Consider the following 26970-nt stretch of genomic DNA (forward strand, 5'->3'; position numbering starts at 1 on the left):
ACATGGAATTGTCCCCGTATTGAGAGACCCTGAAAGGACGTTTCCTTCGCTGACCAACCCGCATACCGTCCTGCACAGGCCATGCCGGATGGGTTGGTCAGGCTGGCGGAACCGATGGTCAGGAGGCATCAGGTGCGAGCATACACGGGTTCGAACATGCGCGGGTCGATGGGCGCACCGGCTGGCCCAACCTCGTCGGGACCGACCCCCAAACCCTTGGATCAACTGCCCCGCCTGGCACGCGATACCACCGAGGAAGATCCCTGGCCGGTCAGCGTGCTCAGCCAGAAGTACCACGACGCAGTGGCCCGCTGGCCCGGAGCCTGGGTGGAGGGTCAGATCGTGGAGATCAACACCCGCCGGACCGGTTCAGCATATCTGACCCTGCGCGACAACTTCGAGGACATCTCCATCAACGTCATGGGCTTCCGTGCCTTCGCCACCCAGGCCAGGGAATTCCGCCAGGGCGACCGGGTGGTGGTGCACGGGCGGCCCGACCTGTGGATCAAACAGACCCGTCTGAGCTTCATGGCCGACCGGATCAAGCGTGTGGGCACTGGCGACCTCAAGGAGCAGATCGACCAGCTCAGGCGCAAGCTCAAGGGCGAGGGCCTCTTTGATGCTGAAAACAAGGTTCCCCTGCCCGAATTCCCCCGGCGCATCGGCCTGATCTGCGCACCCAAGGCCAGAGCCGAAGGGGATGTAATCACCAACGCTCGTCTGCGCTGGCCCACCATCGAATTCTCCGTGGTGCACGCCCACGTTCAGGGTCCCCAGTGCCCGCCCGAGGTGGTCGAGGCCATCCAAAAGCTGGATGCTGATCCGGCTGTGGATGTGATCATCGTGGCCAGGGGCGGCGGCAGCTTCGAGGATCTGCTGGGCTTCTCGGACGAGTCCGTGGTCAGGGCCACGGCAGCCTGCGTCACCCCCATCGTCTCGGCCATCGGCCACGAGGATGACTGGACCCTGATCGACTTGGCGGCGGATCTGCGCGCCTCCACCCCCACGGACGCAGCCAAGCGGGTGGTGCCCGACCTGGTCGAGCAGGATGGCATCATTCAGGAGGCCCGGATGCGCATAAACGCGCGCATCCAAAATATGGTCGAAGGCGAGATACGGCTGATTGAGGGATACGCCAACCGCCCAAGCCTGACCAAGCCGCAGACCATGCTGGACAAGCCCCAGCGGCTGGTCGACGAGTCGCTGGTCCGCCTGGACATCGCCCTGCGACGGATCGTGGATGACGCCTCCCTGACCGTGGAGAAGCTCCAGTCCTCGCTGACCGCCCTCTCTCCCCAGTCCACATTGGACCGCGGATACGCAGTCGTGCAGACTCTGGACGGGAAGGTGGTCGTCAGCCCACAGCAGGTTCAGGCCGATCAGGATCTGACCCTGACCGTCAAAGAGGGCCGGATCGAGACCAGGGTCGTCAGCGGGCAGTGACCGATCCCAGGTGGTCGGCCACATATAATCGTCCGCGATAACCATCCGCGTCATCAGGGATTTGGATAACGCACCAGATAAGAATCAGACAGGAAGAGGAGCAGGCATGAGCGACACCGACGAGGAGCAGACCAAGGGGCAGGGCAAGGAAGAGCCGGTACTGGCCTCGGCCCTGAGCCAGAAGGAACGCGAGACCATCGCCAAACTGCCCTATGAGCAGGCCCGGGACCAGCTGATCCAGGCGGTTCAGGCGCTGGAGGCCGGCGGCCTGGATCTGGATGCCTCCATGCGTCAGTGGGAGATCGGCGAAGCCCTGGCCAAGCGCGCCCAGGAGCTGCTGGGCCAGGTGCGAGCCAAGCTTGATGCAGCCCAGCAGGAGCAGGCGAGCGCCGGGGCCCAGGCCGGCACCCAGTCCAACCTGGATGCCTGAAGTCCCCTACTCCGACATCTCTTCTACTCCACCATCACCGTGGCCAGCAGGGCCGCATGATCCGAACCTGCAATAGGTACGGCCTGCAGACGGTTGGCCCTGATGTCACGGTCCACCACAACATGATCGATGGCTGCCAACCTGGGCAAAGGGGCCCTGTCGGCCGGCCAGGTCATGCTCATGCCATGCCCGGCCTGACGTGCCCCATCGCTGAACCGCTCCCCCAGCATGTCTCGGAAAACGGCATGATCATAGGTGGCGTTGAAGTCTCCCATCAGCACGTATCGAGTGTGCTCGTGCTTTCGCAGCTTCCCCAGGTCGGACACGCTGCGTCGCCAGGCATTCCAACTACCCGGTTGCGGCGAGGTGGTATGGACCGAGACGAATCTGACGCTGGTCTTCCCCCTGCCGAAGTCAATGCTGGCCGCCGGCATCATGGAGGAGCGAGAACCCACATCGTCCTTTGAGGGCGACTGCATCGGCGCGGCCGTCCAAAGACCGTTGGCATATTCTTTCGAAGATGTGGAAAGCTGCTCGTGGGGCAGATAGCGGTCGATGCCGGCCTTGTGCAGACGGTCCACAAAATCCTCGCTGACCTCCTGCAGGGCCAGCACCTCGACCCGGTTGTCGCTGACGGTCTTGACTATCTGATCGGCATCGGCCCGACCCTTGTAGACGTTCAGGGTCATGACCCGGGCCACATCGTCGTAGCGATCGGGATGTTCAAGGGCCATGAGCTGATCAGCTTGCCCGTTGAGCTCGGATCCTTGCTGGTAGAAAGGGTACTGCCAGTAGACATTCAGAGCCAAGGCGGCGATAAGAACCAAAGCCGTAAACCATCTTGAAGCCATAAGAGCCAGGACCAGGGCAAGCAGGCCCAAGAGGATGAACCAGGGTGTCAGAGCGGCCAGATCCGGCAGGTATGGGATCGATGACAGCCATGCCGGGCAGGCACGCGCCGCTAGGGCCACCAAGCTGGCCAACGCCAGCAACCTGGCCGTCCACCCAAAGACATGCTTCACCAGGAAGGACTGTCTGAATCTCGCCATGGTCTCCTCCAGCAAATCATCGCCGACCCGATCCCCCTCTTAGGGATGTATAGTCAGTTCGGCCGTTGAGCAATTGTAAACCATGGACGTATGGTGGGCTGGAATAGGGAGCCAACTTCTCCAGGAAGAGCACGGCTACAGGGCCTCCCCCTGGGCCTGCACACCGGCGACCTGCCCAAGTCCCACTTCGTGGTACAGTAGTTTCCGTTGCCCCGGTAGCTCAGGGGATAGAGCACTTCTCTCCTAAAGAAGGTGTCGTGCGTTCGAATCGCATCCGGGGCACCCTGAAAGTTCAGAAATAAGGAAGTACCAGGCTTTACTCTCTGCAATAGTTTCCCAACCCTATGGCTTATGCACTCTGACGCGACGCCTTAAGTAACCCCCGCTGCCTGCTTCCACACGTGTACATTGGCATGGGTGGCCCGTCGCGGATTAGGTGTCGGTACCGTTAGTCGAGCTTATACGCGGTCCGGCTGAATGCAGATGCCGGGCAGTCCATCGAAGTCAGAGCGGTCAATCGGGCACGGGCTGATTCACACCATGTGCTGATCGTTATGCTCGTTTGACCTTCCCAAACCGAAAGTAAGAAGACGCTACAGAGTGGGGCTATCCATCTGAGTTCCGCGAGTCTGTTGGGGAAAAGAGGACGGCACGTCGTCCCGATTCTCTTTCTGCTCGGCCTGCAGTGCCTGCTGCCTGTTCCACTCGGCCAAGTGGCGAATGATCGTCTGATCATTGTTGAGGTAATAAGCGGCCAATTCCCGGTTGAACCAGGTTCTGTCCTCATCACTTGTAGGCACAGTGAGCAAATACTGGTCACCGTGCCCGATCAGCAACCCATTGCCGGCGAGCAGCGCGGTCCTCTTATTGCCGTCACCAAATGGCTGCATTTTTGCTAAGCCAACGAAAAGACGCACCGCATCTTTCAGAATATCCTCCTCAGCTGCTCCCCTAACGGTGCTTTTTATCAGAGATGCGATAGCAACAGGATCAGGTACGGGCGGCTCGTACCTTCCCAAAGGGGTGTTGACCATGACGGGAGTGCGTTCGTCGCGCAGCTTGCCGGGTTCCATGGCAGCGGTCCTTGTCATCTGCGCATTGATAGATTTTACGTACGCCAGGTCGATTGGCTTGCGCACATAGTCATAGTGCAGGGTGTACTCTGCAGCCTGTCGCAAATCAAGCAGAAGGTTGTAGTCAGCCTTGGAATTGACAACTTGGGGGTTGCCCGTACGCAGGAACTCTTCAGTAGCCATGAAGGTCGACTGCAGTCCATCAAAGGTGCGGCCCATGGAGTACAAGAGCCCGGCAAGTTGTTTGGTGCTCAGCGATTCGTACTCGCTCATGTGCGTTTCCTTCCGTTCTTGTTCTGCTTAAGATTCTCTCATACCGAGCGTGTACTGCATATGCTCTTCTCGCCCGGATTCCAACCGAAGTTCCTATCAAGGCATTGACCCTAGCGAGCAGGTCCTCGCCGCAGATAAAAACGCCGCCATGTTGGCGGACTGGTTCGGATCAACGCAGAATCTGGCATTGACGAGGTGGGCGCTCTGTTGACGTTACAGCCGATGCAGTGGATCTCCACACGCGTGCGCATGAGTTCCTGACTCTTTGAATCATCCGTACCGATTGCCCTCCATCTCCCAGTGCCGTTCCACAGCTAAAGGCATGACCAGAGAGATGCCAGCAGTGGCGGTGAGACGATGCCTCCCACCCCAGTATGTGTGCTGTGCCGGTGGTGCAGTCGTACACATCGGGGATTGCCGGCCTCCTCATCCAACCTTGACGATAACCAACTCGGGGTCCTGCAAAAGCGGTCGACATGGTTCTTATCGAAGTTGGCCGTGGACAGGATGACGCTGTCTCCCTCTTTCTCCCGGTCATCCACGACGTACTTCGGTTCGGTAGCTATGGGCCAGTGTCCGGTGAAACCGTCGACGAGATTCCGAGTCACGCCAGTAACCTCAACCCAACTGTGTCGTCATGGGTGGTGCATCGGCTATCGGTTCGCGGGTAGGTGACGAGTTCAGCTTCGCACAAGGATTGCATAGTCTGAAGTGTGGCGGAGGTCGTCATTCCCATGGTCCTGTTCATGCCTTTATACAGACCTGTCAGGTCGTACAAACCTTGGCTTGTTCCCTTTTCTTGTGCGTGTCGGACGTCCTCGACGTCGAAGCCCGCGGACATGACCGCAGCGAGGACCGGTTACACCTCACTAGGAGTGTCCAGTGTGCTGATGAGCGTGAAGACACACGTCCACCTATCCGCGCATCTTTCCGTAACATTCAGTGTCGTATGCAAAATGTTGCCGAGGAAGGAACCAGATGAAAAAGGATCATCCCGCATGCGGTGATCGTCGACATGAAACTGGATCGGGTAAGAAACTGGATCGGGTAAGTAGCGAAATAAGAGCAAAAAGAAGGGGTGGCGTGACATACTGCTCGGCCATGATTAAATCGTGCTGACGTTGGATGTCATCTCCTTGGTGCTGGGGACTTCATTGTCACCCGGCAGGAGTGTATAGGTGTACGTTGCGACAAGGTTCCATCACGACCGATGGCACGTATGCATGCCCGCAAGCCTGGCGGATAACGAGGTCCATGCTGCCGTTGAGGGGTGGAACAATGATCCATACGAGTGCCTAGTCTAACTGTGGAGTCACAGGTCCGATTGACGGCGGAACGCTGAGAATCCCTCCTCGAGCACCTACGAGACACCCAGGCATTATCGGGAGGCAGCATGACATCGGCCGACACCAGTTGGAAAGACGATACAATGGCACAGATTATCAGGTGCCTCGAATACATCTACCACAGGTGCACGAATCCGTGCAAGACCAAGAGCTTCTAGCTCTCTTGCAAATGGTGCTGAATCCCATGCCGGTCTTTCAGGGTCCCTACCTATGAGGGGATGCGGCGTCTTCAGTCGTATTCCCAATACGCCGGGTTAAAGTCTATGGGGGCCTGCTTGATGGTCAGCCTGCCCTCCAGCAGTAGCTTGTGCAAAAGATTCTTGCCGTGATCCTCGTTGTCCAAGGTCCGCCCGTAGGTAGTTATGAGACGGTTGACCTTCTCGAACATCTCCTGCTGCGCCTTGTCCTTTGTCTTTTCTGCCGCCCCCTTCTCCTTATCGTTACTGCGGTTCGCGTTATAGTAGAAAATCAGGTGCGTGTTGCTTTCATAGAGGTTCACTTCGTCGAAAATGGCCTGGAAGTACGAGTAATCCGCGTCGCCCAGAGAATGGCCGAAGAACTTGATCATGTCTGTCGCACCCTCTGTTGAATTAGGAAGGTACGGGCGGACCAAGGATCGGTGAGAGTGACTGCTGAACGCCATGAGACGGTATGTCTTGGTGAATTTTACGGTATCCGCATAGTGGTTCTGCACTTCACTCAGGTTCGCTCCGTCAATGCCAAAGATGATGTCCCCCTGGCTTGCCAAGCCGTGGATGTTGAGAGCGTCCGGTTTGCCTCCCCAATTAGTATTTAGCGGATCTGTGTAATTGAAATTCAGTATGCCGATTGATTCTGGGTGTGATGTATACGTCCACCGGAGAGGATTGGCTCTGAGGACTGGACTAGACATCTGATCATTAACCAAATTCAAGAGCAAATTAGTGGCCGAGCTGAAATAGTCCTTGTTTTGCGTTTGTTGTTCTTTGAGGTATGTGGCAAATGCTTGCTCGTATTGATGGAGCTCATCCATGAATTCATGGAAAAGCCCTCCGATTCCCTCATCACATAGATAGAAATCCTGCGCGTAGGTCAGGATGACATTTTCCGTTTCTTTGGAAATTTCTGGATTATACCTCCGCTCCCATTGTTTCCAAAAATCTTGATGCTGATGCGATTGCCTGTATTTCAGATAGTCCGAGTGCACTTGCTGTATAGGTGGCACATACTGAGGGTTGCTGGGGTTCAGCCGGCAATCGACCCATTTTCTGATGCATTCCTCGACGTCATACCATGCCCGTTGTTGCTGATCTTCGTAAAGGATGAAGTCCCAAATCGTCAATCCTTTATACCGATACCAATACACTGGGGAATTACCTTTTACTTTTTGGTTGTGCGCCGCATCCATATAGCCTGTATCGGGTGGGATAGGTGAAGACGCAACCATACCACGTGTTTTGAAGAACACGGCCTGCCTAGTTTTCATAAAATCTTTGAAACTCGACTTCAATCCACATTGGAGATCAAAACCATTCCCAAGGATTAACAATTGGCTATCGCACGACAAGATAATTCCTTCCTTTTACAGCCTCACCACCGCAAACCCAACTATACGTTTAATGATTGAAAAGAGCCTCCGATTCCCTTCCACACACATCTCTGAGAGCATCCCCAAACCACTGCTCTAGCAGGCATCAAGATACGATGACTGGTGGTCAATAGTCTTCTATAAATAAACAGGCGAACATCTTCAACGGCAGCATACGATCTACCTAATTCAGGTCGCCGTTTTATCACAGCCTGGTCATACAGATCTGTCCAACTTTTGTATTCTGCTGCCCAGATCCGTCCTTTGTTGCTCCAGTTGTTTAATCCGTTTCCAGCCAAGCATAGGCCTCAGTCAGGAACGAACTACTGCTGACCGCTTGCTTTGATCGACGGGACTAGGTTATCAGCCAGCTATGCAATCACCCAGTCATCCTTGCCCCATTTCAAGAAGACGCTCACCCACGCGTTGCAAGTATGATGCCTCTTGCTCACCTTTCATTCTCCTACTGCCCACTACCACTAAGCGACAAAACCATGAAAGACACAACCTAAAAGCCGTAACAGAATCGGAAATCAGACAAGGGAGGACACCAAAACTTATAACGGGATACCTAAAAACGCCCCATCGGCCAGAAACCCAGCGAACCTCCAAGACACGTCGCAAGTCCAAAACCAATCAGAAGTAACCAAGAAGAAAAAGTGCTCGAATCGCATCCGAAGCACCCTATATTTGCCAACGAAGTAAATATTCAGGATAATAAAGAGTTGCATATTCGCACATGACTGACGAGTCTGCGCAAATATGCACTTGAAAACCTGCTCTGGATACTGTCCGGCTCGATCACTGTTGATAAGCCTAATCAGAAAGGAATACCGTGTCTCATCAAATGCACCAGAACGAGGATGTAGAGGATAATCTCCTCAACTGGAATGACAGGGCAGTTGTGCATGCCAACGGTGGCTATGGAGACCTTGACGCATTTGCGGATGACCCATCGGCCCTGTCGTCAGTAACCCTGCGAGATCTCGAGGTCTTGAAGCCCCATCTGCCAGGACACAGCATCAAAGGGTTGCACCTTTTGCATCTGCAATGCCATATAGGCTCTGATACCCTGTCATGGTGGCGCTTGGGAGCACGAGATGTATATGGCCTGGATTTCTCTCCCACCTCGCTGGATTATGCCAGGAAACTGTCTGAACGGGCCGGCGCATCCATAACCTATGTTCAAAGTGATGCTCGTTGCGCTGCCGATGCCATGCCCGAGCAGAAAGGCTCATTCGATGTAATCGTCACCAGCTGCGGAACCATCACCTGGCTTCCCGATTTGAAGGACTGGGCTCGTTCAATCGCCTCCCTGCTAGCAGACGGTGGAATATTCATGATCCGCGACAACCATCCACTGCTTTTCGCCTTGAACAATGAGGGCATGTCGATAGTTCAAGATTATTTTGGCGGAACAGAAACGACCTACGAGACGGATCAAAGCTACACGTCAGCAACCGACTCGCTCGAAGATGGGACAAAACCCCAAATTACCCACACCACCAATCACAATTGGGCTCACGACTTCCAGGAAATAAGCAGCGCTCTTCTGGATGCTGGACTGACCATAGAGGCCATCGGCGAGCACAATGTGGACGACTGGCAGTCACTGCCAATGCTTGAGTACAGTTCTAATCTCCAGGGATGGGTCATGCCCCACGATCAGCCTCAGATCCCCCTGACCTTCTCAATGGTAGCCAGAAAGAAAGCCTAGCTGAGCAGGTACGAGCGTGGTTTTGCTTAGACATGGTCTGACTTGGCCCGGCGGCCCGTCCAGCAGATTGGCTTCTGTTAATTGCGTTGCAGCATAACTTGCGCAACGCAATTAACAGAAGTACTCCGTGCCGAATTACGATAACGCATTATCGTTCACCTTCGATCCCGCCAATGTCGAGGGACAGATCCGTGGAAGGCCAGGCTGTGAGATTGGGTAAACCGCGCATTTTAGAAATGCGTTTATACGGGTAAGCCGCTGGAGCCGACAGCACAATCAATACGTGTCAGTTACTCGCCTTGCTTGAGCCTGCGATACTTCATGGGCGTCATGCCCGTGCTCTTTTTGAAGGATGCGCACAGTGAGGATTCGGATGTGAAACCGCACTGCTGACAAATCTGTCGTATGGACATCCCTGTGTTTACCAGCAAATACTGGACCGCATGGATCCGGGAATCCACCAGGTAGGCATGGGGTGTGATGCCGGTCTCCTGCTTGAACAACCGAATGAAGTGGTACTCGCTCAAAAAGACCCGTTTTGCCAGCTCCGAGACAGTGAGCGGCTCATGCAAGTGGGAGGAGACATAGGCGATCGTGTCCTCAACCACCTCCTCCTGCTTTCGTTTGAAGGATTGCGGCTGCTCATCGGCAAACTCGGTGAGCAGGTCGGTGATGTATTTGGACATCCGCGCCTCCGAATACCCGTTTTCCGCCGTCATTAAAGAGGTAATGGTCCGCATCCGCTCCAAGGCATAGGTCTCGGAGGAGAGCATGAAGACATTGCCCAGCTTCCTGATGATGTAGTCGTAGTAGGGCTGGGCCATGACGCCGTCGAAGTGGAGCCATTGGGCGGTCGTCGGGACATCGGTGCCGTAAGCATGGTGTGCGTAGCAGTTGAGCAGCGCAAATCGGCCCTCCTCGGCTACGAAGGACCCTTCAGGCAGGTCCAGTGTCAACCTGCCGCTATCGATATGAATGATCAGATAGCTGTCAAAGGACCGTCGCTCCAACCTGTAGCCGGGTTCATAGGAGAATTTGCCCACCCGTAGCGGATAAAAAAATGTTGTTCGCGCAATAGCCGAAGGGGTGTGAATCAAAAAGTCAGAGGCCATGACATCAATGCCGTGTTCAGCAGGCTTCGCCACGATGCACCCTCCTTTCCGCAAAAACACGTTCTACAAATCAGGACAGCCGCTCTTGACGACCCCTAAACAAACGCAGGAATACGCAAGCAACCAGCAGCTTCAACCTTACGCATGAAGCCACGAGACAATACATTCATCAGTCACAGGGCATCGTCCCTGCCCTTACAGCAAAGCCGTTGCCTCATACTCAAACAATACAAGGCAACGGCAGAGTTCCCATTACTTTATGAAGATCAGTGCACGTTGAAGCCCTGCTGCTTACCGTATTCCTTAAGGTGCTTCTGCCAGGCATCCACACCCTGCTTCAGAGTGATCTTCTTGTCGGTATAGGCGGAACCGACGTCGTCAGCGAATACCGTCCGCGCATAGACCTCGAAGGGCAGCGTGGCGTGACCAGGGATCACATCGCTTGCCGCCTGGGCCAGGACTTCGTTGTACTTCTGACCGCCGAAGTATTCGATGTCCTCGCCCTTGGTGTTCTTGACAGTGGTGGCCTCCTTGAACTTCTTCGATTCAGTGGTCTTCACATCGTCAGGGAATGAACCACCTGCCACACGAGCGTCAATGCTGGCCTGGTTCCGCGAGATGAAATCGATGTACTTATAGGCTGCATCGGTCTTCTTGCTCGAGGCCATAATCGCCAGCGACGAACCGCCATGGTTGGAGTTGACAGCAGACCCATCCTGGGTGGGCATGGTTGTGACCCTCCACTTGCCAGCTTGGTCGGGTGCCACGTTGACCAGCGTAGTTGGGATCCAGCAACCGATCAGCGCAGAGGCGAGCTTGCCATTGTTCAGGCTCTTGTTCCAGTCCTCGGTCCAGATGACGGTCTTGGTGTCGACCAAATCCTCGTCAATCATCTTCTGCCACCACTTGATGAAACTCTGAGTCCCCTTGTCGGAATCGAGGTTAATGGACAGATCCTTGCCGTCTGCGGACAGCTTGTAAGGATGCCCGTTGGCCTGCCAGATCATGGCGTCGAAGAAGCCCGCGTCACCTGAATCCGCAGCGATGTAGGAACCCACCGCCCGAATCTTCTTAGCAGCCTCGTAATACTGATCCCAGGTCTTGATCTGGGTCGCATCGACGCCTGCCTTGTCGAACACATCCTTGTTGTAGAAGAAGGCCATGGCTCCAGAGCCAAAGGGCAGCCCGTAGGGCTTCTTGTTGACCAGAACCGAATTCCAAGTGCCGGGATTGTAGAACTTCGAGTAACCCTTGGTCCTGTCACTCAGATCGGTCAGCCGATCATTGATGGCATACTGGCTCAGGGCATAGAGTTCGATTTGCGCCACATCAGGTGCTCCCTTGCCTGCCTGGAAGGCATTGTCAAGTGCAGTGTACTGCTCCTTGGCTGTCCCGGCATTCTGCAGTTTGATCTTGATGTTCGGGTACTTCTTCTCGAACTCCTTGGTTGCGGCTTTCAAGGTGGGCTCCCATGCCCAGACGCTCAGCTCCACATTTTCGTCACCACTACTCTGCTTGTTACCTCCGCAGGCAGTGACACCGAGAAACATGGCCAGCACGCCGGCACAAGCTACTAGACGCTTCAGCCCTTTTGCATGTTTCATTACATCACTCTTTTCTCTTAGTACTATTCATCAGGTTTTTATTGGGATGAATCCTTGCCATATGACAGACGAGAGACTCCCTTCCCGGCCACTCACCTTGTGATGGCTTAAGTGACCGCAATTTTCAAAAATTCATTTATTCCTTGACTGCTCCTGCAGCCAGTCCGGACTGCCAGTACCGCTGGAGAATCAGGAAAGCAATCATCAGAGGAATGACAGTGATCAGCGATCCGGTGATGACGAGATTCTGTATGGCGTGACCGCCGGCAGTGTTGGCCTGGTTCTTCCATTGGTTCAGCCCGATGGTCAGGGGGTACCAATTGGCATCCTTCAACATGATCAGGGGCAGGAAGTAGTTATTCCAGGTGGCCACTATGGCGAACAGGGCCGTGGTTACGATTCCGGGAGCCAGCAGGGGCAGACTGATGGTCAGGAAGGTTCTGAACTCCCCTGCACCGTCAACCCTGGCCGCCTCCAGGAGCTCTGTGGGAACAGCCTGCTCGGAGAATATCCACATGAGGTACAGGCCAAAGGGACTGATAAGGCTGGGCAGGATCATGGCCCAGGGCGTATTGGTCAAGCCCATCTTGGCGAACAGAAGAAACTGCGGAACAGCCAGGGCAATGCCGGGCACACTGATGGAACCCAGTACGACCGCGAAGACTGCCTTGCGGCCAGGAAAAGCGAACTTGGCCAAGGCGTATCCGCCCATGATGGCCAGTACGGTTGCGCCACCCGCTCCCACAACCACGTAGAGCAGCGTGTTCAAGAGCCAACGTCCGAATATGCCGTCCTCATAGGTGAAGACCGTGGTTATGTTGTCCCAAAGCGCGAAGGTGTGACCAAACCAAAGACCGAAGGTCGAGGTGAAGTCGGACTGCGTCTTGGTGGCGTTGATGATCAGGTAGGCGAATGGAAACAGGCAGTATAGCGCGAAGATGCCGGTAACCAGCGTCAGGGTCATCGAGCGACGAGGGTTCGCGGGATTGGAGAATCCGTTTTTTGCGGCGCGCTTGCGTTCCGCCCTTTCATCCCTGGCTACTCGCTTGGCACGTCTGCGTTCACGCGCCCGAATCGCTGAAGGCGACTCATCCAAAATGTCAGAGGTCATTTCATCTGCTCCTTCAGACTGTTCAGCTGGACCGCATACGCGATCGCCATGGTGATCACCGCCATGACGATGGCCAGGGCCGCAGCGTAATTCGACTGGTTGCCCGCGAAGCTCAGACTGTAGGCGTACATATTCGGCGTGTAGTAGCTGGTAATGGTGTTCCCAGGCACCATGTTCTGCATGATCGAGGGTTCATTGAAAAGCTGGAAGGAGCCGATGATGCTGAAAATCACGGTGATGGCCAGACTTCCACGCAACTCCGGCATCTTGATACGCCTGACGATCTGCCATTCGCTGGCCCCGTCGATTGCCGCCGCCTCATAGAGCGAATGCGGAATCGTAGACAGGGAGGAATAGAAGATCAGCATGTTGTAGCCGGTGTATTCCCAGGTCACGATGTTGCCGATAGATACCAGAAGAATATTGGAAGCCAGCAGGTCCAGATGCAAGCCGGTCCATGAATTGAAAGAGCCGACCAGTCCATACTTGGCCCCGTACATGAATCCCCAGATCAGCGTGGACACGACGGCGGGAACGGCATACGGCATGAATGTGGAAATTCGGAAGAACTTGGTTCCATGCAATCTCATGGAGTCAATCGCCAGAGCCAGCAAGGCTGCCAGAAAGAGGCAGAGCGGCGCCTGGATCAGGGTAAAAGCACTGACACGGCCGACCGAACTCCAGAAATGACCATCTGCGAACAAACGTTTGTAATTGCTGAGCCCGGCGAAAACCGTGCCGCCAACCATCCGTTTTTCAAAGAAAGAAATATAAATTGCGTAGATGATCGGGATGATGAACACCAGCAGGAAAGCCACAGCGAAAGGCCCCATGAACTTCCAACCGCGCCAATCCCGTCTGTGCTTGTTGACGGTGCTCGACTGCTGATTGTTCGCGACATCAGCTGGCCCTGCCGCCGATTTGGAAAATGTCATTATTCTCCTTTGAGATGTCTGATTGCGTGAACCCAACCCCACCGTCAACAACGACGAAGAAGAACTGGGTCAACAAACCGGAATTGAGGGAACGGACCCCCTGCAATTGGTCGTTGGGCATCGAGATGTCAGAAACTGTCAGCCATTCAGACAACTCTGTTGAATGTAGATGTTTTGCTGTAAACGGTCACGACTGTTTTTCACATGCACACATCCTTGTGCCTCTTTTCATTACGTTGATAGTGCAATCATTAACGTACTTTCAGTCTATAAACAAATAGAACGCTCCGTACATGAAAACTGCTATCTAATATTGAAATATTGCTTTCGCTGTAAAGGGTTTGTCGTCTGACCACCTGAGCACGGTTCTGGTTCGGCAATTGCAACATTGACGAACCAGAACCGTGCATAGGGTGAGAAGCCAAGAAAGCCGAAGTGCCCTTATCGCCTACTTGACAGGTACCGCCTGCCGAGCAATGCCGCGAACGACGTCAGCGCCAGAGCTCCGACCAGCAGGGCTACCGAGATTATGGAGGCTCCTGAATGCGCGAGAACCGCATGTGAAGGTCCACCGAGCGGAGAATGATTCCCGTACACACCGCCAGCGCCTGTACCGGACGCATTCCGCCCGGCGGCGTTTACCCAAATACTGAAGCTGGCGTTCACTCCACGGTAGGCCACGACAACGGTCTTTTTGCCGGCCACAGTAGAGTCAAAGCCCGTCACAGACAGTTCGGGATCGTCCAAGGCCAAAGACCTGACTTCGACGCGATCCTTATCCTTGGAGATGTACACAGCGCTGACCGCCAATCCGCTTGGGTCAAACCGCTCGCCGATGGCATAGCTGGTCTTCGTTGGCGGGACGACCTGCAAACCCTGCAAATCGAAGGATCGGTAGCGGACCGAGTAGACCCTGGAGCGCGAACCGTCAGCAGAGGTGACGGTAATCAGGCTCTTGCCGCCAATCGTCATTCCTTCATCAGTCTGAACCACCTTAGCCGCGTTGTCCCTGCTAAAGGCCTGCAAGACCGGGTTGCTTTCGGAACCAACCGGCAAATCGACTACATAATCATTGCGCTCGGACGAGAAATCTGTAATGGTTTGTCCGTCCAAGCGCAAATCAGCCAGGTTGGAATCATTGCCTGGCTCAGGCTCGAAGGCCGAAAGACTCTCCGTGCCGTCTACCTCGATCTCGGCCACGTTGATATAGGTTTTCGTGTCCTGAAGACTGTTGACAAGCCGCACCGCCTTTGCCTGGACAGGTTTGGAAAGGGTGAAGGTCACCGTAGGCGCATCGGCTTGTGTGGAGGTATCAGTACCACCGGCCTGGGGAAGATACCATCCCGTCTTGGTTTCCAGCCGGTGCCAGTTGTCGGATTGATCACAATATTCCAAGGTCTGCGACTTTGGCCAGGATGCTCGCCCATCCCAGTGGAAGACGGTCTTGACTTGACTGATAGTCCGGATTTTGTCGAAGTTGAAGGTGGCTGTCGGATCGACATCCGAAGATGCCGACTGGGTGGACCACCCCGAGGCGACATGTCCGTCAATGGCTTTTCCAGCCGTATCACCATCCTGAACGTTGACTGAGAAGTGGGTGCCGGCGCCCCAAGCCAGATTTCTGACCGGGCCTACCCATGGACGGGCCCAGGCTTCGATTTCCGCCGCATCCATCCAGGCGTTGTCTACCGTGTTGACGATGCGGACCTTGCTGGCTCCTACCATGCCTGCTGCCTGGAAGGTCACGGTCTGACCAGGCTGCGGGTTGTTGACGACCTTCCCCAGCGGCTTCCAGTTGGCACCATCGTTGGTGTATTCAGCCTTGGCCGACACCGGCGGATGATCCTTGTATGTGATGGCCACCCGATCCAGCTGACGCACTTGCCCGAAGTCAAGATTGGCAGTTGGGCTATGGCGGTAGTTGCCGGCCGAATTCCATGTCGCCCAGGCTTCCTCCCGCATATTGCCATCAGTGAGTTTCCTCCACTGATCCTCCTTGCCATACTCAACGTCTTGGTCGGTAACAGTCAGGTTGTAGCTGACATCAGCCACATTCTGTGGTTTGGCCGCCTCCAGGTAAAGACTGAAAGACAGGGGCAGGGAACGCTCTCCGCCTATGGCCAGGGTACCTTTCACAGGCACCACATCACCCTCGTGCGCCCGGTCCAGCTTTCCTTGAAGATCAGCCCAATCCCAGCTGACAGCATGAGGGTCGACCTTGATGGCCGGCGAAGCCTTGACATGGGCGTAGACAGTGGTGGATTCCATCGCCTTGCGGGCCTCCTGGGCATCTGAACCGAAGAGAATAGTGGCGGAGACAGGATCGGTCACGGTGAATTCGCCCACGAAAACCGATGCCTGGCAAGGGAATGTATTGCCAAAGAAATCAGTGGCAACACCTTGAACCTGATAGGTTCCCTCCCTGCCCACATCAACGGCCTCGGTCTTCCAGACCACTGGCACTGGCTCTCCCTGACCCCAGGAATAATAGGGAATCACTGTTTGAGGCATGATCACGGATCCGCCAAGCGGAACCTGGACCTTAGTCTTCTCGGCACCAGTCGGCTCCGTAGACCTGAAGTACCAACCTTGGTTGTCAGCTCCCGTCGATTCTGCCACAGAGATCGTGGCACCCGCATCGGTCCGCTGGCCAGTCACGTCCAGGGCAACCTTATCTGCCTGGTTGACCAGGCTGAAGGTCTTGCCGTTTTCCGTATTGAGCATCCAGATGAACCGTGCATCGGTACCGATGGATGCCCTGGTACCCGCCCGCATCCGGCCGTCCGCGCAAAGGAACCTGCTCCCGTCTGCAGAAGAGATCAGGTACCGAGGCAGCTTGGGACTGACGGCAGAGGACTCGACGCTGTGGACGGTGAAAGCCTGGGCTCGTCCCTGATCCGGATTCTTGGCCATGCCTTCAAGCGTGAGAATACCATCGGACGATGCGGTGAGCATCTTTCCTGACTGCTGCCCCTGAAGCTGAACCGTGCTGCCATCCTTGACCTGGGCCTGCGGGGAGACCCCGGATACGCCGGTGAGCTGTATGGAGGCGATGGAACGGGCCGGCAGTTTGACTGTGGCCGTCTTGGCTGCCGCATCAATGGTGACTCCATGCGGCTGCTCCTTATTGGAGTACTTGTTCATATAGCTCATATCAGCCGTGTATATATCCTGCTGATGATCAGGTTCGGTAGTCAGAAAGAGCTTTCCGCTCGCGTCGGAATCGATGCCCCCGTAGTTTGACAGATCGATGACCAGCGTCTGCGGCTGATCGCTGCCGTTACGGTGTATCACCGTCTGGGTCCTGCCATCTGCCGAGCTGGCGGTCATATTGTCCTTGGTAGCGTTATTGGCGGTGATGAAATCCCCTGGATGAATGAATTTAGTGTAGGCGCGAACAGCATTGTACTTCGCGTTGACCACGATCCGGCAGGGGCGAATTCCCGAGGTCTGGCCTCCATTGTTGTCCACTTCCCTGCGAGAGTAGAGCTTGCCGTCAACGCCGGCAACCGAGCAATCATAATCGAGAAAGACAGTGCCCCAATTGGTGTCCTCCCCCTTGGGATTGGCACTGTTGCCATTCATATCCTTGTCGCCAGTGGCCACATTGTAAAGGTCCTCACCGATTTGCCAGAAGGTGTAATCCTTGGGCTGCAAGGCGTAGACATCGGCGTTGATTTTTCCGGCCATGCCCAAGGCATTGTCGAAACCATAGGGATTGAAGCCTCCGGATTGCCAGGAGCCATCCACCTCGCTCATGGACAAGGCTTTGCCATCCCCCTGGGCAATGTCCCGGGCAGCCCGCTGGCGGTTGGTGCCATACCCGTGGGTGTTGTACTGGCCGATGGCATCCCTGACATCCTGCGGATAGCGATGGTAGGAATCGACAAACTGGCCTGAATCCGTCGCATCGGTAGCTGAAACCAAAGTCTGCTGCAGGCCTTCTGCATCCAGAGCCGATCTGAGCGCGCGTATGACATTGCCGGCTGTCCCAGTATCGACATGCATACCCTCCTGGGGCTTTTTGACCTCGGTGGTATACGGCGTAACAGCCTTGTTCTTACCCTGGTAATACCGATTCCAGTATCGGTCGATCAGAGCCCTGTCCTCGGCTGGCCAGGAATCCGAAGCCCGGCCTCGCGGCGAACTCCAGTATCCGGTCTCCGACTCGTTGAGAGGCTCGACCGTATTGATCCCAACCCGGTTCCCATTGTCAGCCTTGAGCTGTGACAGATGCCGGGTTACCGCAGCCAGATACTGAGCGAATCTGTCCGCATCCGCAAGGTTGTTGGCATTCCCGCTATCGCCGCCGCTCACATACCCGCTTTCCGTCATGAACCAGGGAGCCGCGTTGGCTGCGGCTTCGACGTGGTCGATGTCATGGTTCTGAGCTCCCCTTTTCAGCCACCACTCCTGAGCCTTGACGTCGCGGGCCTGCGGGGAATCAGAGGTCGCAGATCCCCACACATAGGAGGCGTCGTTGTGAGGATCGAAAGCCCGATCAATGCCGGCCTTGTTGGCCATCGTCGTCGCCAGACCGCCGTAAAGGCCCAAGGAGCCGTCCGGGTCCTGGGCCCAGTAGCCGGGCATAGCGGCTCCCTGCCGCATGAACGGATAGCCATATGCCACGTCCGAAGCATTGCCACCGCCTATGTTGTAGCGAGCCTTGTTGAGACCAAGACCCTCCTTACCGAAGATGCTCGTATAGAAATCCTCACGAAGTTGCCGCCCATAGGCCAAAGCCTTGGCATCGGTCTGAGGGTCTCCGCTGGATTGACTGATTGAACCGGGTTCTCCATAGTTGCCTGTGGCATTGGCAAACCATGCCAGGGAAGTTCCCCAACCCTGGAAGGGGCCATCGGCATACCAGGGATTCGGCGTCACATTGATTGTTTGCTCATCCTCCGATGCCATGGCTGGAGTCGCCATCGATGCACCAGTCAGAAGAACGGCCCCTGCCATCAATCCTGCAAAGACCTTGTGGGATATGCTCATGTCCTGTACCTTCATTCTTCTCTGAATAGTCAAACTGTCCACCCGTCAGCTCATCCCGGGGTCCTGGCATTCAAGGCGCCATTGCTACAGATAAGGACCCTGTCAAGTGACATGATTACGTGCGCTGCACTGTCTCAGACCATGCCATGCGGGAGTAGCCAACTTCCAACCACCTACATATGAGCCGGAAGGAAAAACCTCTGTTTGCCTATACGGTAAGCCCGGGAATCGGGCATTTCCCCTGCATAGCAAGAAGATGATATTTGTTGCCGAAATCCAGCAATGCACGTCCACCGCGTCCTTAGACCGGTTGAATCTTGGAACTATTCCATACGGAGCTCTGCACAAGGGATCCAGAAAAGCAGCCAAGGCGAGTCCCAAGACCACACCCCGGGGGGGGGGGGGACATCGAGATGGAATTCAACATCCGCCCGTCCACAACAAAAAATCCTGCGGCAAATGGAGACAAACGGACTGGTCATCGACACACTGGCACCGCCCCCCCCCCTGCTGCTCGGCAGGACCGTACAGAGGTGGGGCACCATCAACGGTTCCAGCACGCCTTGATCCTGCTGCTGATCTTGACCGCCATGCGTCAATCTCAGAAACCGCAACGTGCTTGAGTGATGCTGGCCTTCAGCCCACGTCCAGGAAAACCCTCATCTCGTTTTCGCCACGGTTGGACCAGGCAAAATAGGGAATCAGGATAGCCTTCGGCCTGAGGATCATCAAGATACGCCCCAGCCTGGAAAGTGAAAGGCTCGACTTTCACGCGGCTTGCATCACCCGACAAGGCGTTGCCGTCCAGATGCAGCAGGTGCAGGTTGGCCCCGTTGTCCCTTTCCTCGGCGCAGTAGACTATGGGTCCCCCCAGCCATGTCAGAGGATCATGATCAGGCCAATTCCTTAGCAGACCTCCAAGAGGCAAAGGATGTGGTTCAAAGGATGGTCGATTTATACGGACCATTGGCAGCCTTCGAACTTATGGACTATTCACATCGCAACGGTTCCGCTTGGAAAGCGGTGTATCAACCCCGCAAGAACAACGAAATCACTGAAAAAGCCATACTCAGCTCTCACGATGGCATTGATCATCCTGATCTGCGCAGGACCTTGGCCGGTGGTGTCCGTGCAGTGAATGAGCGATTCCCCAACGCACTGAAACTGTTGAAGGACACATGAAGAATGAGAAGTTGGTTGCAAAGAACAAACCAGCAGAATATTTGATTTGCACAAGCTGGAAATACTGCAAACTGGAGTTTTGGGTAAAACTGATATTCGGGGCAAACAGAAACAACACCTAGTAGTTGAGAGCAAATTGCTGACTCCGGTTTACTTAGTCTTCTGCATTTGCTTTCTTCTGCATTTGCTTTGGCATCAGCCCTGCTGTGCGATATGAATTCACTGACATTTTCATTCAGGTAAGCAGGTTGGCAGAAATGTTGGCAAAAACCATATTTTCGGTGATGGTAACAAAAGAACTGCCATGCGCGCTTCACTTTCTTTTTCTCTTCAAAATGGGTATCGAATTGGATGTTAACGATTCAGACAAGCCGATGCGCAATGGCATGTATTGCTGGATACAAGAAATGGCCAGAGGGCAGAAGACATTCACTGAGCTTGCCGCACAACCCAGGAATGCAGGCAGACTCATATTAATTTTCCAGCCGCTGCTTCTGTATTGATAAATGGCCAGTAAGACAACGTTGTGACAATGACACACCTTCAAGGACTTCCCCAAAGCAGAGCACAATTCCTGTTGTGTTTTCAGGCCTACCGAGGTTAGAGACCGCGCTCGTGATGCTAAGAGCGACGGCCAACCAGGTAAATATGGCCAGCATTCGACCACTGCAGATACCGATCGGCAAATATTTGTATATCTTAAATAAAGAGCTAAACTTGCTTGAACTAATAACCGCTCTTCTGGGTTATGAAACTTAAATCTAATCAACAGCGTCGTGAACTCTCCCCCCACCTACCTAAGGAGAACTGATGAAGAAGACAAAGGCTTTGGGACAGACGGACTTTGATCCGGCAGATGCGCATCAGCGGGATCACCAGGGACACATGGGACGGCTCACGGCATTGTCAGCCCCGTTCCGTAGCGAGGCAAGAACGGCTAGGGCTATCTGGAAGAAACAGATAATTGCCCTCGTAGCAGTATTGATGAGTGTGGCCCTGTTCTCGGGCTGCCAGGGATCGAACCGTTCAGAGCCGTCCGTGGAACAGGTCTCCAATTATCTTTCATCTTTGACAAAGTACGACGTTTCTGGCGACAGCAGCGTCACAACCATCTCCGCGAACAAGTCGGGAACCCTGTATGTACTAGCAAAACGGGCCGACCTTAAGCAGACAGAAGCCGCACAATGCAAGGTGAACGGACAAGCCATGCAGCGCTCTTCTTCGAACTTGAATTACCCGGCAGGTGACGGGCAGAATTTCTTCCCCTTTGCAAAGATCGACATTAAACAGGGTAATCCGCACAAACTCTCATGCGACCAGCCGAATGGTGTCAAATTGCTTGCATTGCTCGATCCACATGTTCGGAGTTTGCCGAAGCAGACCGCATAATTCCGGGTACAGCCTTCCCACACTGATCCGGCACGTCGCCCTATTGATGCACTAGAAGGCCAGACAGGCGAGGATGAGATGGGAAGGTGTGACGCAAACCCTTCCCAGTATTGGTCACATTCGCAACGACTGTATCAGCACCCGCCATAGCAACAGTGACGGCCCGCATCCAGTGCGGATCATCTCCTGCGACAAGCTACTACCTGAACCCCATTAGTGAGGCAACATGAACCTAAAGCGAAGTATGAAATCTAAGAATAACTTCTCACGTTCGTGTGTGGCTTAAGGGCTTATTCAAAATGCCATTGACATCATTGCCCATACTTACAACGTTCGAACCAGGCCGAACCATATCGTTTTCTCTCGCGAGTACAGCAGAGTGCTATGAAAGAGACAGCCCCTTGATCTCCCGAGAGCAACACCAGCAGAATAAAAACTCTCCAAAAAATCAAAACCTATGGCAAATGCTCAATCAATCAGCCAATGCCACACAGACCAGCCGAATTACAACCATGCATTGAAGTATCCGGACGATTTAGTCTGTCGCGCCAATTAGATCCGCCACCTTGTGGGGCTGATGGGGCTGCCGGCGCCTGCGAGGATCCGCCGCCACGTTGACCGGTGGCTGGACGGGATTGCGTGGAGCTTTTCCTCCTGTTGTTGGAGGTCGCCGACTTTCGTTCCGAAGATCCTGATCTCTGGGCTGCCTGCCGCGGGGTGGAAGCCTGCGCCTGGGCTTGGGCGGCGGCCTGCTGGTCGGCCTGGCTCTTGGCCTGCATGGAGGCGTTCACCCGGTCGATGGCCGCCTGCAGCGCATCCACCGCATCCTCATAGGCTTTAGCCTCATCGGACTTGGCCTGGCCGGCCTGGCCGATGGCCGCCTGCAGGCTGTCGCGGGTCGCGTTGTCGGCCACCCTCCCGTCCGAATCGGCCAGCAGCCTCGACGCCTCCTCCCTCTTCCCGTCCAGGGCCGCCCTCGCATCCTCCAGGGCCTTCGCATCACGGGACGCAATCACCGCCTTGGCAGCCCTGGCCACAGCCGCATATTTGCCGTCGATTTTTCCGGCCTGGCCGGCCGCCGCGTTCAGCCCGTCGGTGGACATGGAGGCCTTGCACCGGACCGTCCGCTGCCTGAGCCCTTCCGTGTTCTTCACGCTGCGCGCCATGGCCACCACGGTGCTCGCGTCCTTGACCTGGTCGGCCTTTATGCCCGCCGCCTCACGGTACTGCGCCAACCGGTCAGGACCGGTCTTGGCCTGCAGGGTCTTCACCGCCTGGCTGCAGGAGTCCAACGCCGCATCATGCCGGCGGCTCTCAACCACGCGCCAGCCCACAAGGCCGGCCACGACCACCACCACCGCCACCACGGCGACAACCACCGGCACCATCCACCTCGCACGCCACCCTCCCGACGGGGCACCCCCACCATCCGGCACAATCGCCGGCGGCGCCGGATCCTCCCCCTCGACGGGATCGGACACGCTCTGCAGACCCTCGGCCCCCTCATCATCATGGTCCACCATGAAACACTCCCTCTTCTCATCCGCGCGGATTACAGCCACCCCCCTTCCGGGGTAACCGACCGCACAGTGCTGCAGTGAACTCCTGTACTTAAGCCGGTCATCCTCACCTCAGAATCCTGTCGATACCTCTGAATCCTGTCGATGCGAAACACAGCCACATCTTTGCCGACAAGTCTCCGACTCACGGCAGCGACCGGACATGCACCTACAGGCCAAGCCGGCGAACACAGCGTCCGATCTTTCCAGGAGTCATCATTTATGTTTCCCTTCCACTATCATGAAGGGGACGGCCGATATGGTCGTCCACAAACAACGCCAGCGGGATGGGAGACCTGGTAAGAAACCGGTCCCGCTGGCAAATTCTCAATCAATCAGCCAATACCGCAAGCTTCACCCTTTTTACATGGGCTGGGTGTTTTATGTTGTTCTATCCATTGGTCCCAATCGATACCTCCGTTACCGCCTTGTGGGGCTGATGGGGCTGCCGGCGCCTGCGAAGATCCACCTCCTCCGCCGCCACGGTTGCCGGACGGCCGGTAGGCGGGTCGGCGGGATTGCGTGGAGCCTCTCCGCCCACTGTTGGAGGAGGCCTGACGGCGCTGGGTGGTGCCCTGACGTTGCGCTGGCTGCTGTTGTGCGGCCTGGGCCTGCGCCGCCTGGGCTGCGGCCTGCTGGTCGGCCTGGCTCTTGGCCTGCATGGAAGCGTTCACCTGGTCGATAGCCGCCTGCAAGGATCCAGTCGCATCCTGGTAGGCCTTCGCCTTGCCGGACTTGATCCGGCCGGCCTGGTCGATGGCCTGCTGCAGGCCGTCACGGGTAGCATTGTCGGCCACCCTCCCGTCAGAATCGGCCAGCAGCTTCGACGCCTCGCCCTTCTTCACATTCAAGGCCGCCTTCGCATCCTCCAGGGCCTTCGCATCACGGGAGGCAAGCACCGCCTTGGCAGCTTTGTCCACGGCCGCATATTCACCGTCCAGCTTTTCGGCCCTTCCGGCCGCCTCGTTCAGATCGCCCGTGGACATGGAGGCCTTGCACCGGATTTTCCGCTGCCTGATCCCCTCGGCGTCCTTCACGCTGCGCGCCATGGCCACCACGGTCTTCGCATCCTTGACCTGGTCCGTCTTTATGCCCGCCGCCTCACGCCAGCCGGCCAACCGGTCCGGACCGGTCTTGTCCTGCAGGGCCTTCACCACCCGGCTGCAGGAGCCCAACGCCGCATCATGCCGGCGGGATTCCACCACGCGCCAGCCCACAAGACCAGCCACGACCACCACCACAGCCACCACCACGGCGACAACCACCGGAACCAGCCACCTCGGACGCCGCCCGCCCGAGGGGGCTCCTCCGCCCTCGGGCACAATCGCCGGCAGGGTCGCAGCCTCACCCCCGACCGGAGCGGACACACTCCCCAGACCCGCAGCCCCCTCATCATCCTGATCCGCCATGACCATCCTCTCTTCCCATCCGCGCGGATTACTGCCGTCCTATCCCAGCGTAACCGCCCGCACAAAACTCAAGCCTCCTCCTGCACAGAAGCAAGCCGTTCCTATCTGAAACACTCCCTGTAAAACCAAAGATCAATCCTGACCAATGAAATCTTCTACTCGCATAGGGATTGGATATACAGCTCCGGCAAATAATAAAGAGGTCTCTTTGCCCAGCCAGTCTCACCAGGAAGGGGAGTCGGCACAGATCCTTGGCATATACAGGACCTCCAACCCGAACTCCGAGTACATTCCCGCATGCAATTTATTTCGCAATAACGGCTACAACAGCTGACAGCAACCGTCACAACCACCGCCTTGCCCACCCAGCGTCCGATCTTTCCAGGAGTCATCATTTATGTTTCCCTTCCACTATCATGAAGGGGACGGCCAATATGGTCGCCCACAAACAACGCCAGCGGGATAGGAGACCTGGTAAGAAACCGGTCCCGCTGGCAAATTCTCAATCAATCATCCAATGCCACAGGAACCATCCGGATTACAACCATGATGCGTTGTATCTAACGGGGGCAAGACTTTATGCCCGCCAGATCCATTACCGTTACCGCCTTGTGGGGCTGATGGGGCTGCCGGCGCCTGCGAGGATCCACCTCCTCCGCCGCCACGGTTGCCGGAAGGCCGGTAGGCGGGCCGGCGGGATTGCGTGGAGCCTCTCCGCCCACTGTTGGAGGAGGCCTGACGGTGTCGGGTGGTGCCCTGCCGTTGCGCCGGCTGCTTCTGCGCCTGCTGCTGTGCGGCCTGGGCCTTTGCTGCAGCCTGCTGGTCGGCCTGGGCCTTGGCCTGCACGGAGGCGTTCACCTGGTCGATGGCCGCCTGCAGGGCATTCGCCGCATCCTGGTAGGCCTTCGCCTTATCCCCCTTGGCCTGGCCGGCCTGGCCGATGGCCTGTTGCAGGCCGTCACGGGTCGCATTGTCGGCCACCTTCCCGTCCGAATCGGCCAGCAGCCTCGCCGCCTCGCCCTTCTTCCCGTCCAGGGCGGTCCTGGCATCATCCAGGGCCTTCGCATCACGGGACGCGGTCACCGCCTTGGCAGCCCTGGCCACAGCCGCATATTCACCGTCGATTCTTCCGGCCTGGCCGGCCGCCGCATTCAGATCCCCAGTGGACATGGAGGCATTGCACCGGATCGTCTGCTGCCTGATCCCTTCGGCGTGCTTCACGCTGCGTGTCATGGCCACCACGGTCTTCGCATCCTTGACCTGGTCCGCCTTTATGCCCGCCGCCTCACGGTACTGCGCCAACCGGTCCGAGCCGGTCTTCCCCTTTAGGGCCTTCACCGCCCGGCTGCAGGAGTCCAACGCCGCATCATGCCGACGGGATTCCACCACGCGCCAGCCCACAAGACCAGCCACGACCACCACCACCACGACCACGGCGACAACCAACGGCACCAGCCCCTTCGGGCGCCGCCTGCCCGAGTGGTCTCCACCATCCTCCGGCACAATCGCCGCAGGAGCAGAAACCTCACCCCCGACCGGGTCGGGCACGCTCTCCAGACCCGCAGCCCCCTCATCATCCTGGCCCGCCATGACCATCCTCTCTTCCCATCCGCGCGGATTATGGCTGCCCCTCCCCCTTTTAGGATAACCGCCTGCACAGTACTAAAGTAAATTTTTGTACATAAACCAGCCATCCTTACCACAGAACCCAGTGCATAAACCGGAGATAAATCTTAGCTAATGAGTCTCCGGCTCACACAGGTGCTGGATATGCACCCATAGGCCAAGCCGGAGCCCAGGCGCAGCAGCCGGCCTGCCCAGCATTCAAACTTCCTAGGAGACATCGGTCGCCGGTCATGGTTCCCATACCTCACCGTAAATGCAACAAACCTCATAGCCACCCACAAGCAACCCCAGCAGGACAGAGGAGCTTCCAAACAGCGGGCTCCGCAGGCAAATCCTCAATCTTCCAATCAATCAGCCAATGCCACAAGCCTGACCCTTTTGACAGACCGGCTTTCCGCCATTTGAAACAGTGCCATTTTGAAGCCTTTCTCTCCAGTTTGAATGATCTTCCTGCGGTGTCGCAGGTGTTGGAGCTGATCCGCCGCCTCCGCCGCCATGTTGACTGGTGGTTGGGCGAGAGGGCGTGTAGCCTCTCCTCCCTCTGCTGTGTGAGGACGATAATCCTTGTTGCGAAGATTTTGAGCGCTTGGCAGTCTGCTGCGAGGCTTGTGTCTGCGCCGCCTGAGCTGCGGCTTGCTGGTCGGCCTGGCTCTTGGCCTGCATGGAGGCGTCCACCCGGTCAATGGCCACCTGCAACGAATTCGTCGCCTCTTGATAGGCCTTCGCCTTATCCCCCTTGATCTGGCCGGCCTGATCCATAGCTGTCTGCAAATCGTCACGGGTCGCGTTGTCGGCCACCTTCCCGTCAGAATCACCCAGCAGCTTCGACGCTTCGTCCTTCTTCGAGTTCAGGGCTGTCTTCGCGCCCTCAAGCGTCTTCGCATCACGGGACGCGGTCACCGCCTTAGCCGACTTGGATACGGCCGCATATTCACCGTCAAGCTTCTTGGCTTTACTGGCTTCGGTGTTCAGCTCGCTAGTAGACATGGAGGCCTTGCACTGAATAGTAGGAGGCTTGAGTCCGCCGGCAGCCTTCACACTGCGGCTCATATCCGCCACCGTCTTCGCATCCTTGACCTGGTCCACCTTTACACCAGAAGCCTCCTGATACTCGGCTAACTGCGCTGAGCCGGTTTTGCCCCGCAGGGAC

The 26970-nt window shown here is 56.3% G+C and carries 20 protein-coding genes, 1 tRNA gene and 1 pseudogene; 7 read left to right on the plus strand and 15 right to left on the minus strand.

The features are described 5' to 3' along the window. The first annotated feature begins 168 nt into the window (after positions 1-168). On the plus strand, positions 169-1443 hold the full coding sequence (gene xseA, locus AACP62_RS05195; protein WP_339347310.1) for an exodeoxyribonuclease VII large subunit: 1275 nt from the start codon (positions 169-171) through the stop codon (positions 1441-1443). A gap of 106 nt (positions 1444-1549) precedes the next feature. Further along, complete coding sequence (locus AACP62_RS05200; RefSeq protein WP_045935136.1) at positions 1550-1873, plus strand: exodeoxyribonuclease VII small subunit; 324 nt, start codon at positions 1550-1552, stop codon at positions 1871-1873. A gap of 23 nt (positions 1874-1896) precedes the next feature. On the opposite strand, the gene AACP62_RS05205 is transcribed toward AACP62_RS05200, so the two are convergent. Continuing rightward, complete coding sequence (locus AACP62_RS05205; RefSeq protein WP_339346842.1) at positions 1897-2922, minus strand: endonuclease/exonuclease/phosphatase family protein; 1026 nt, start codon at positions 2920-2922, stop codon at positions 1897-1899. Positions 2923-3131: 209 nt separating this feature from the next. On the opposite strand from AACP62_RS05205, the gene AACP62_RS05210 reads away from it, so the two are divergent. Further along, a tRNA-Arg gene (locus AACP62_RS05210) sits at positions 3132-3204 on the plus strand. 311 nt (positions 3205-3515) lie between these two features. On the opposite strand, the gene AACP62_RS05215 is transcribed toward AACP62_RS05210, so the two are convergent. The 3 genes from AACP62_RS05215 to AACP62_RS05225 form a co-directional block, all read right to left on the minus strand. Then, positions 3516-4268 carry a Fic family protein gene (locus AACP62_RS05215; protein ID WP_339346843.1) on the minus strand — a complete coding sequence of 251 codons (753 nt, stop codon included), beginning with the start codon at positions 4266-4268 and terminating at the stop codon, positions 3516-3518. 604 nt (positions 4269-4872) lie between these two features. Then, positions 4873-5109, minus strand: a complete 237-nt coding sequence (locus AACP62_RS05220) for a DNA topoisomerase (RefSeq protein WP_425332913.1) — start codon at positions 5107-5109, stop codon at positions 4873-4875. 734 nt (positions 5110-5843) lie between these two features. Next, positions 5844-7160, minus strand: a complete 1317-nt coding sequence (locus AACP62_RS05225) for an AbiH family protein (RefSeq protein WP_339346845.1) — start codon at positions 7158-7160, stop codon at positions 5844-5846. A gap of 868 nt (positions 7161-8028) precedes the next feature. On the opposite strand from AACP62_RS05225, the gene AACP62_RS05230 reads away from it, so the two are divergent. Further along, the gene (locus AACP62_RS05230; RefSeq protein WP_339346847.1) at positions 8029-8898 is read left to right on the plus strand and encodes a class I SAM-dependent methyltransferase; all 870 of its coding nucleotides are present in this window, start codon (positions 8029-8031) and stop codon (positions 8896-8898) included. 290 nt (positions 8899-9188) lie between these two features. Here AACP62_RS05230 and AACP62_RS05235 read toward each other — a convergent pair whose 3' ends face one another. From AACP62_RS05235 to AACP62_RS08370, 7 genes and pseudogenes are all read right to left on the minus strand, one after another. After that, positions 9189-10043, minus strand: coding sequence for an AraC family transcriptional regulator (locus AACP62_RS05235; RefSeq protein ID WP_339346849.1), 855 nt, complete (start codon positions 10041-10043; stop codon positions 9189-9191). A gap of 233 nt (positions 10044-10276) precedes the next feature. Continuing rightward, complete coding sequence (locus AACP62_RS05240) at positions 10277-11614, minus strand: ABC transporter substrate-binding protein (RefSeq protein ID WP_339346850.1); 1338 nt, start codon at positions 11612-11614, stop codon at positions 10277-10279. A gap of 136 nt (positions 11615-11750) precedes the next feature. Further along, complete coding sequence (locus AACP62_RS05245; protein ID WP_045935133.1) at positions 11751-12725, minus strand: carbohydrate ABC transporter permease; 975 nt, start codon at positions 12723-12725, stop codon at positions 11751-11753. Continuing rightward, positions 12722-13660: a carbohydrate ABC transporter permease gene (locus tag AACP62_RS05250; RefSeq protein ID WP_339346852.1), complete on the minus strand. Its 939-nt coding sequence runs from the start codon at positions 13658-13660 to the stop codon at positions 12722-12724. The genes AACP62_RS05245 and AACP62_RS05250 overlap by 4 nt, the downstream gene beginning before the upstream one ends. Positions 13661-14101: 441 nt before the next feature. Then, positions 14102-18655 (minus strand): discoidin domain-containing protein, encoded by a 4554-nt coding sequence (locus AACP62_RS05255; protein ID WP_339346853.1) that lies wholly within the window; start codon positions 18653-18655, stop codon positions 14102-14104. A 636-nt stretch (positions 18656-19291) separates the two neighbouring features. Then, positions 19292-19384, minus strand: a complete 93-nt coding sequence (locus AACP62_RS08365) for a hypothetical protein (protein ID WP_425332914.1) — start codon at positions 19382-19384, stop codon at positions 19292-19294. A 73-nt stretch (positions 19385-19457) separates the two neighbouring features. Beyond that, positions 19458-19583: pseudogene (locus AACP62_RS08370) on the minus strand (hypothetical protein); the annotation flags it as partial. On the opposite strand from AACP62_RS08370, the gene AACP62_RS05260 reads away from it, so the two are divergent. The 3 genes from AACP62_RS05260 to AACP62_RS05270 all read left to right on the plus strand — a co-directional run bounded on the left by AACP62_RS05260 (position 19532) and on the right by AACP62_RS05270 (position 21226). Beyond that, positions 19532-19837, plus strand: a complete 306-nt coding sequence (locus AACP62_RS05260; RefSeq protein ID WP_339346854.1) for a hypothetical protein — start codon at positions 19532-19534, stop codon at positions 19835-19837. The pseudogene AACP62_RS08370 and the gene AACP62_RS05260 overlap by 52 nt on opposite strands. A gap of 257 nt (positions 19838-20094) precedes the next feature. Next, positions 20095-20340 carry a hypothetical protein gene (locus AACP62_RS05265; RefSeq protein ID WP_339346856.1) on the plus strand — a complete coding sequence of 82 codons (246 nt, stop codon included), beginning with the start codon at positions 20095-20097 and terminating at the stop codon, positions 20338-20340. A 307-nt stretch (positions 20341-20647) separates the two neighbouring features. Then, positions 20648-21226 carry a hypothetical protein gene (locus tag AACP62_RS05270; protein ID WP_339346858.1) on the plus strand — a complete coding sequence of 193 codons (579 nt, stop codon included), beginning with the start codon at positions 20648-20650 and terminating at the stop codon, positions 21224-21226. A gap of 476 nt (positions 21227-21702) precedes the next feature. Here the strand turns inward: AACP62_RS05270 and AACP62_RS05275 are convergent, their stop codons facing one another. The 4 genes from AACP62_RS05275 to AACP62_RS05290 all read right to left on the minus strand — a co-directional run bounded on the left by AACP62_RS05275 (position 21703) and on the right by AACP62_RS05290 (position 26906). Next, positions 21703-22749, minus strand: a complete 1047-nt coding sequence (locus AACP62_RS05275) for a hypothetical protein (RefSeq protein ID WP_339346860.1) — start codon at positions 22747-22749, stop codon at positions 21703-21705. A gap of 371 nt (positions 22750-23120) precedes the next feature. Further along, on the minus strand, positions 23121-24194 hold the full coding sequence (locus tag AACP62_RS05280; protein ID WP_339346862.1) for a hypothetical protein: 1074 nt from the start codon (positions 24192-24194) through the stop codon (positions 23121-23123). 510 nt (positions 24195-24704) lie between these two features. After that, complete coding sequence (locus AACP62_RS05285; RefSeq protein WP_339346864.1) at positions 24705-25784, minus strand: hypothetical protein; 1080 nt, start codon at positions 25782-25784, stop codon at positions 24705-24707. A 387-nt stretch (positions 25785-26171) separates the two neighbouring features. Beyond that, positions 26172-26906 (minus strand): hypothetical protein, encoded by a 735-nt coding sequence (locus tag AACP62_RS05290; protein WP_339346866.1) that lies wholly within the window; start codon positions 26904-26906, stop codon positions 26172-26174. Positions 26907-26970 lie beyond the last annotated feature (64 nt).

This window comes from Bifidobacterium apis (assembly GCF_036986835.1).
GTDB lineage: Bacteria > Actinomycetota > Actinomycetes > Actinomycetales > Bifidobacteriaceae > Bombiscardovia > Bombiscardovia apis_A.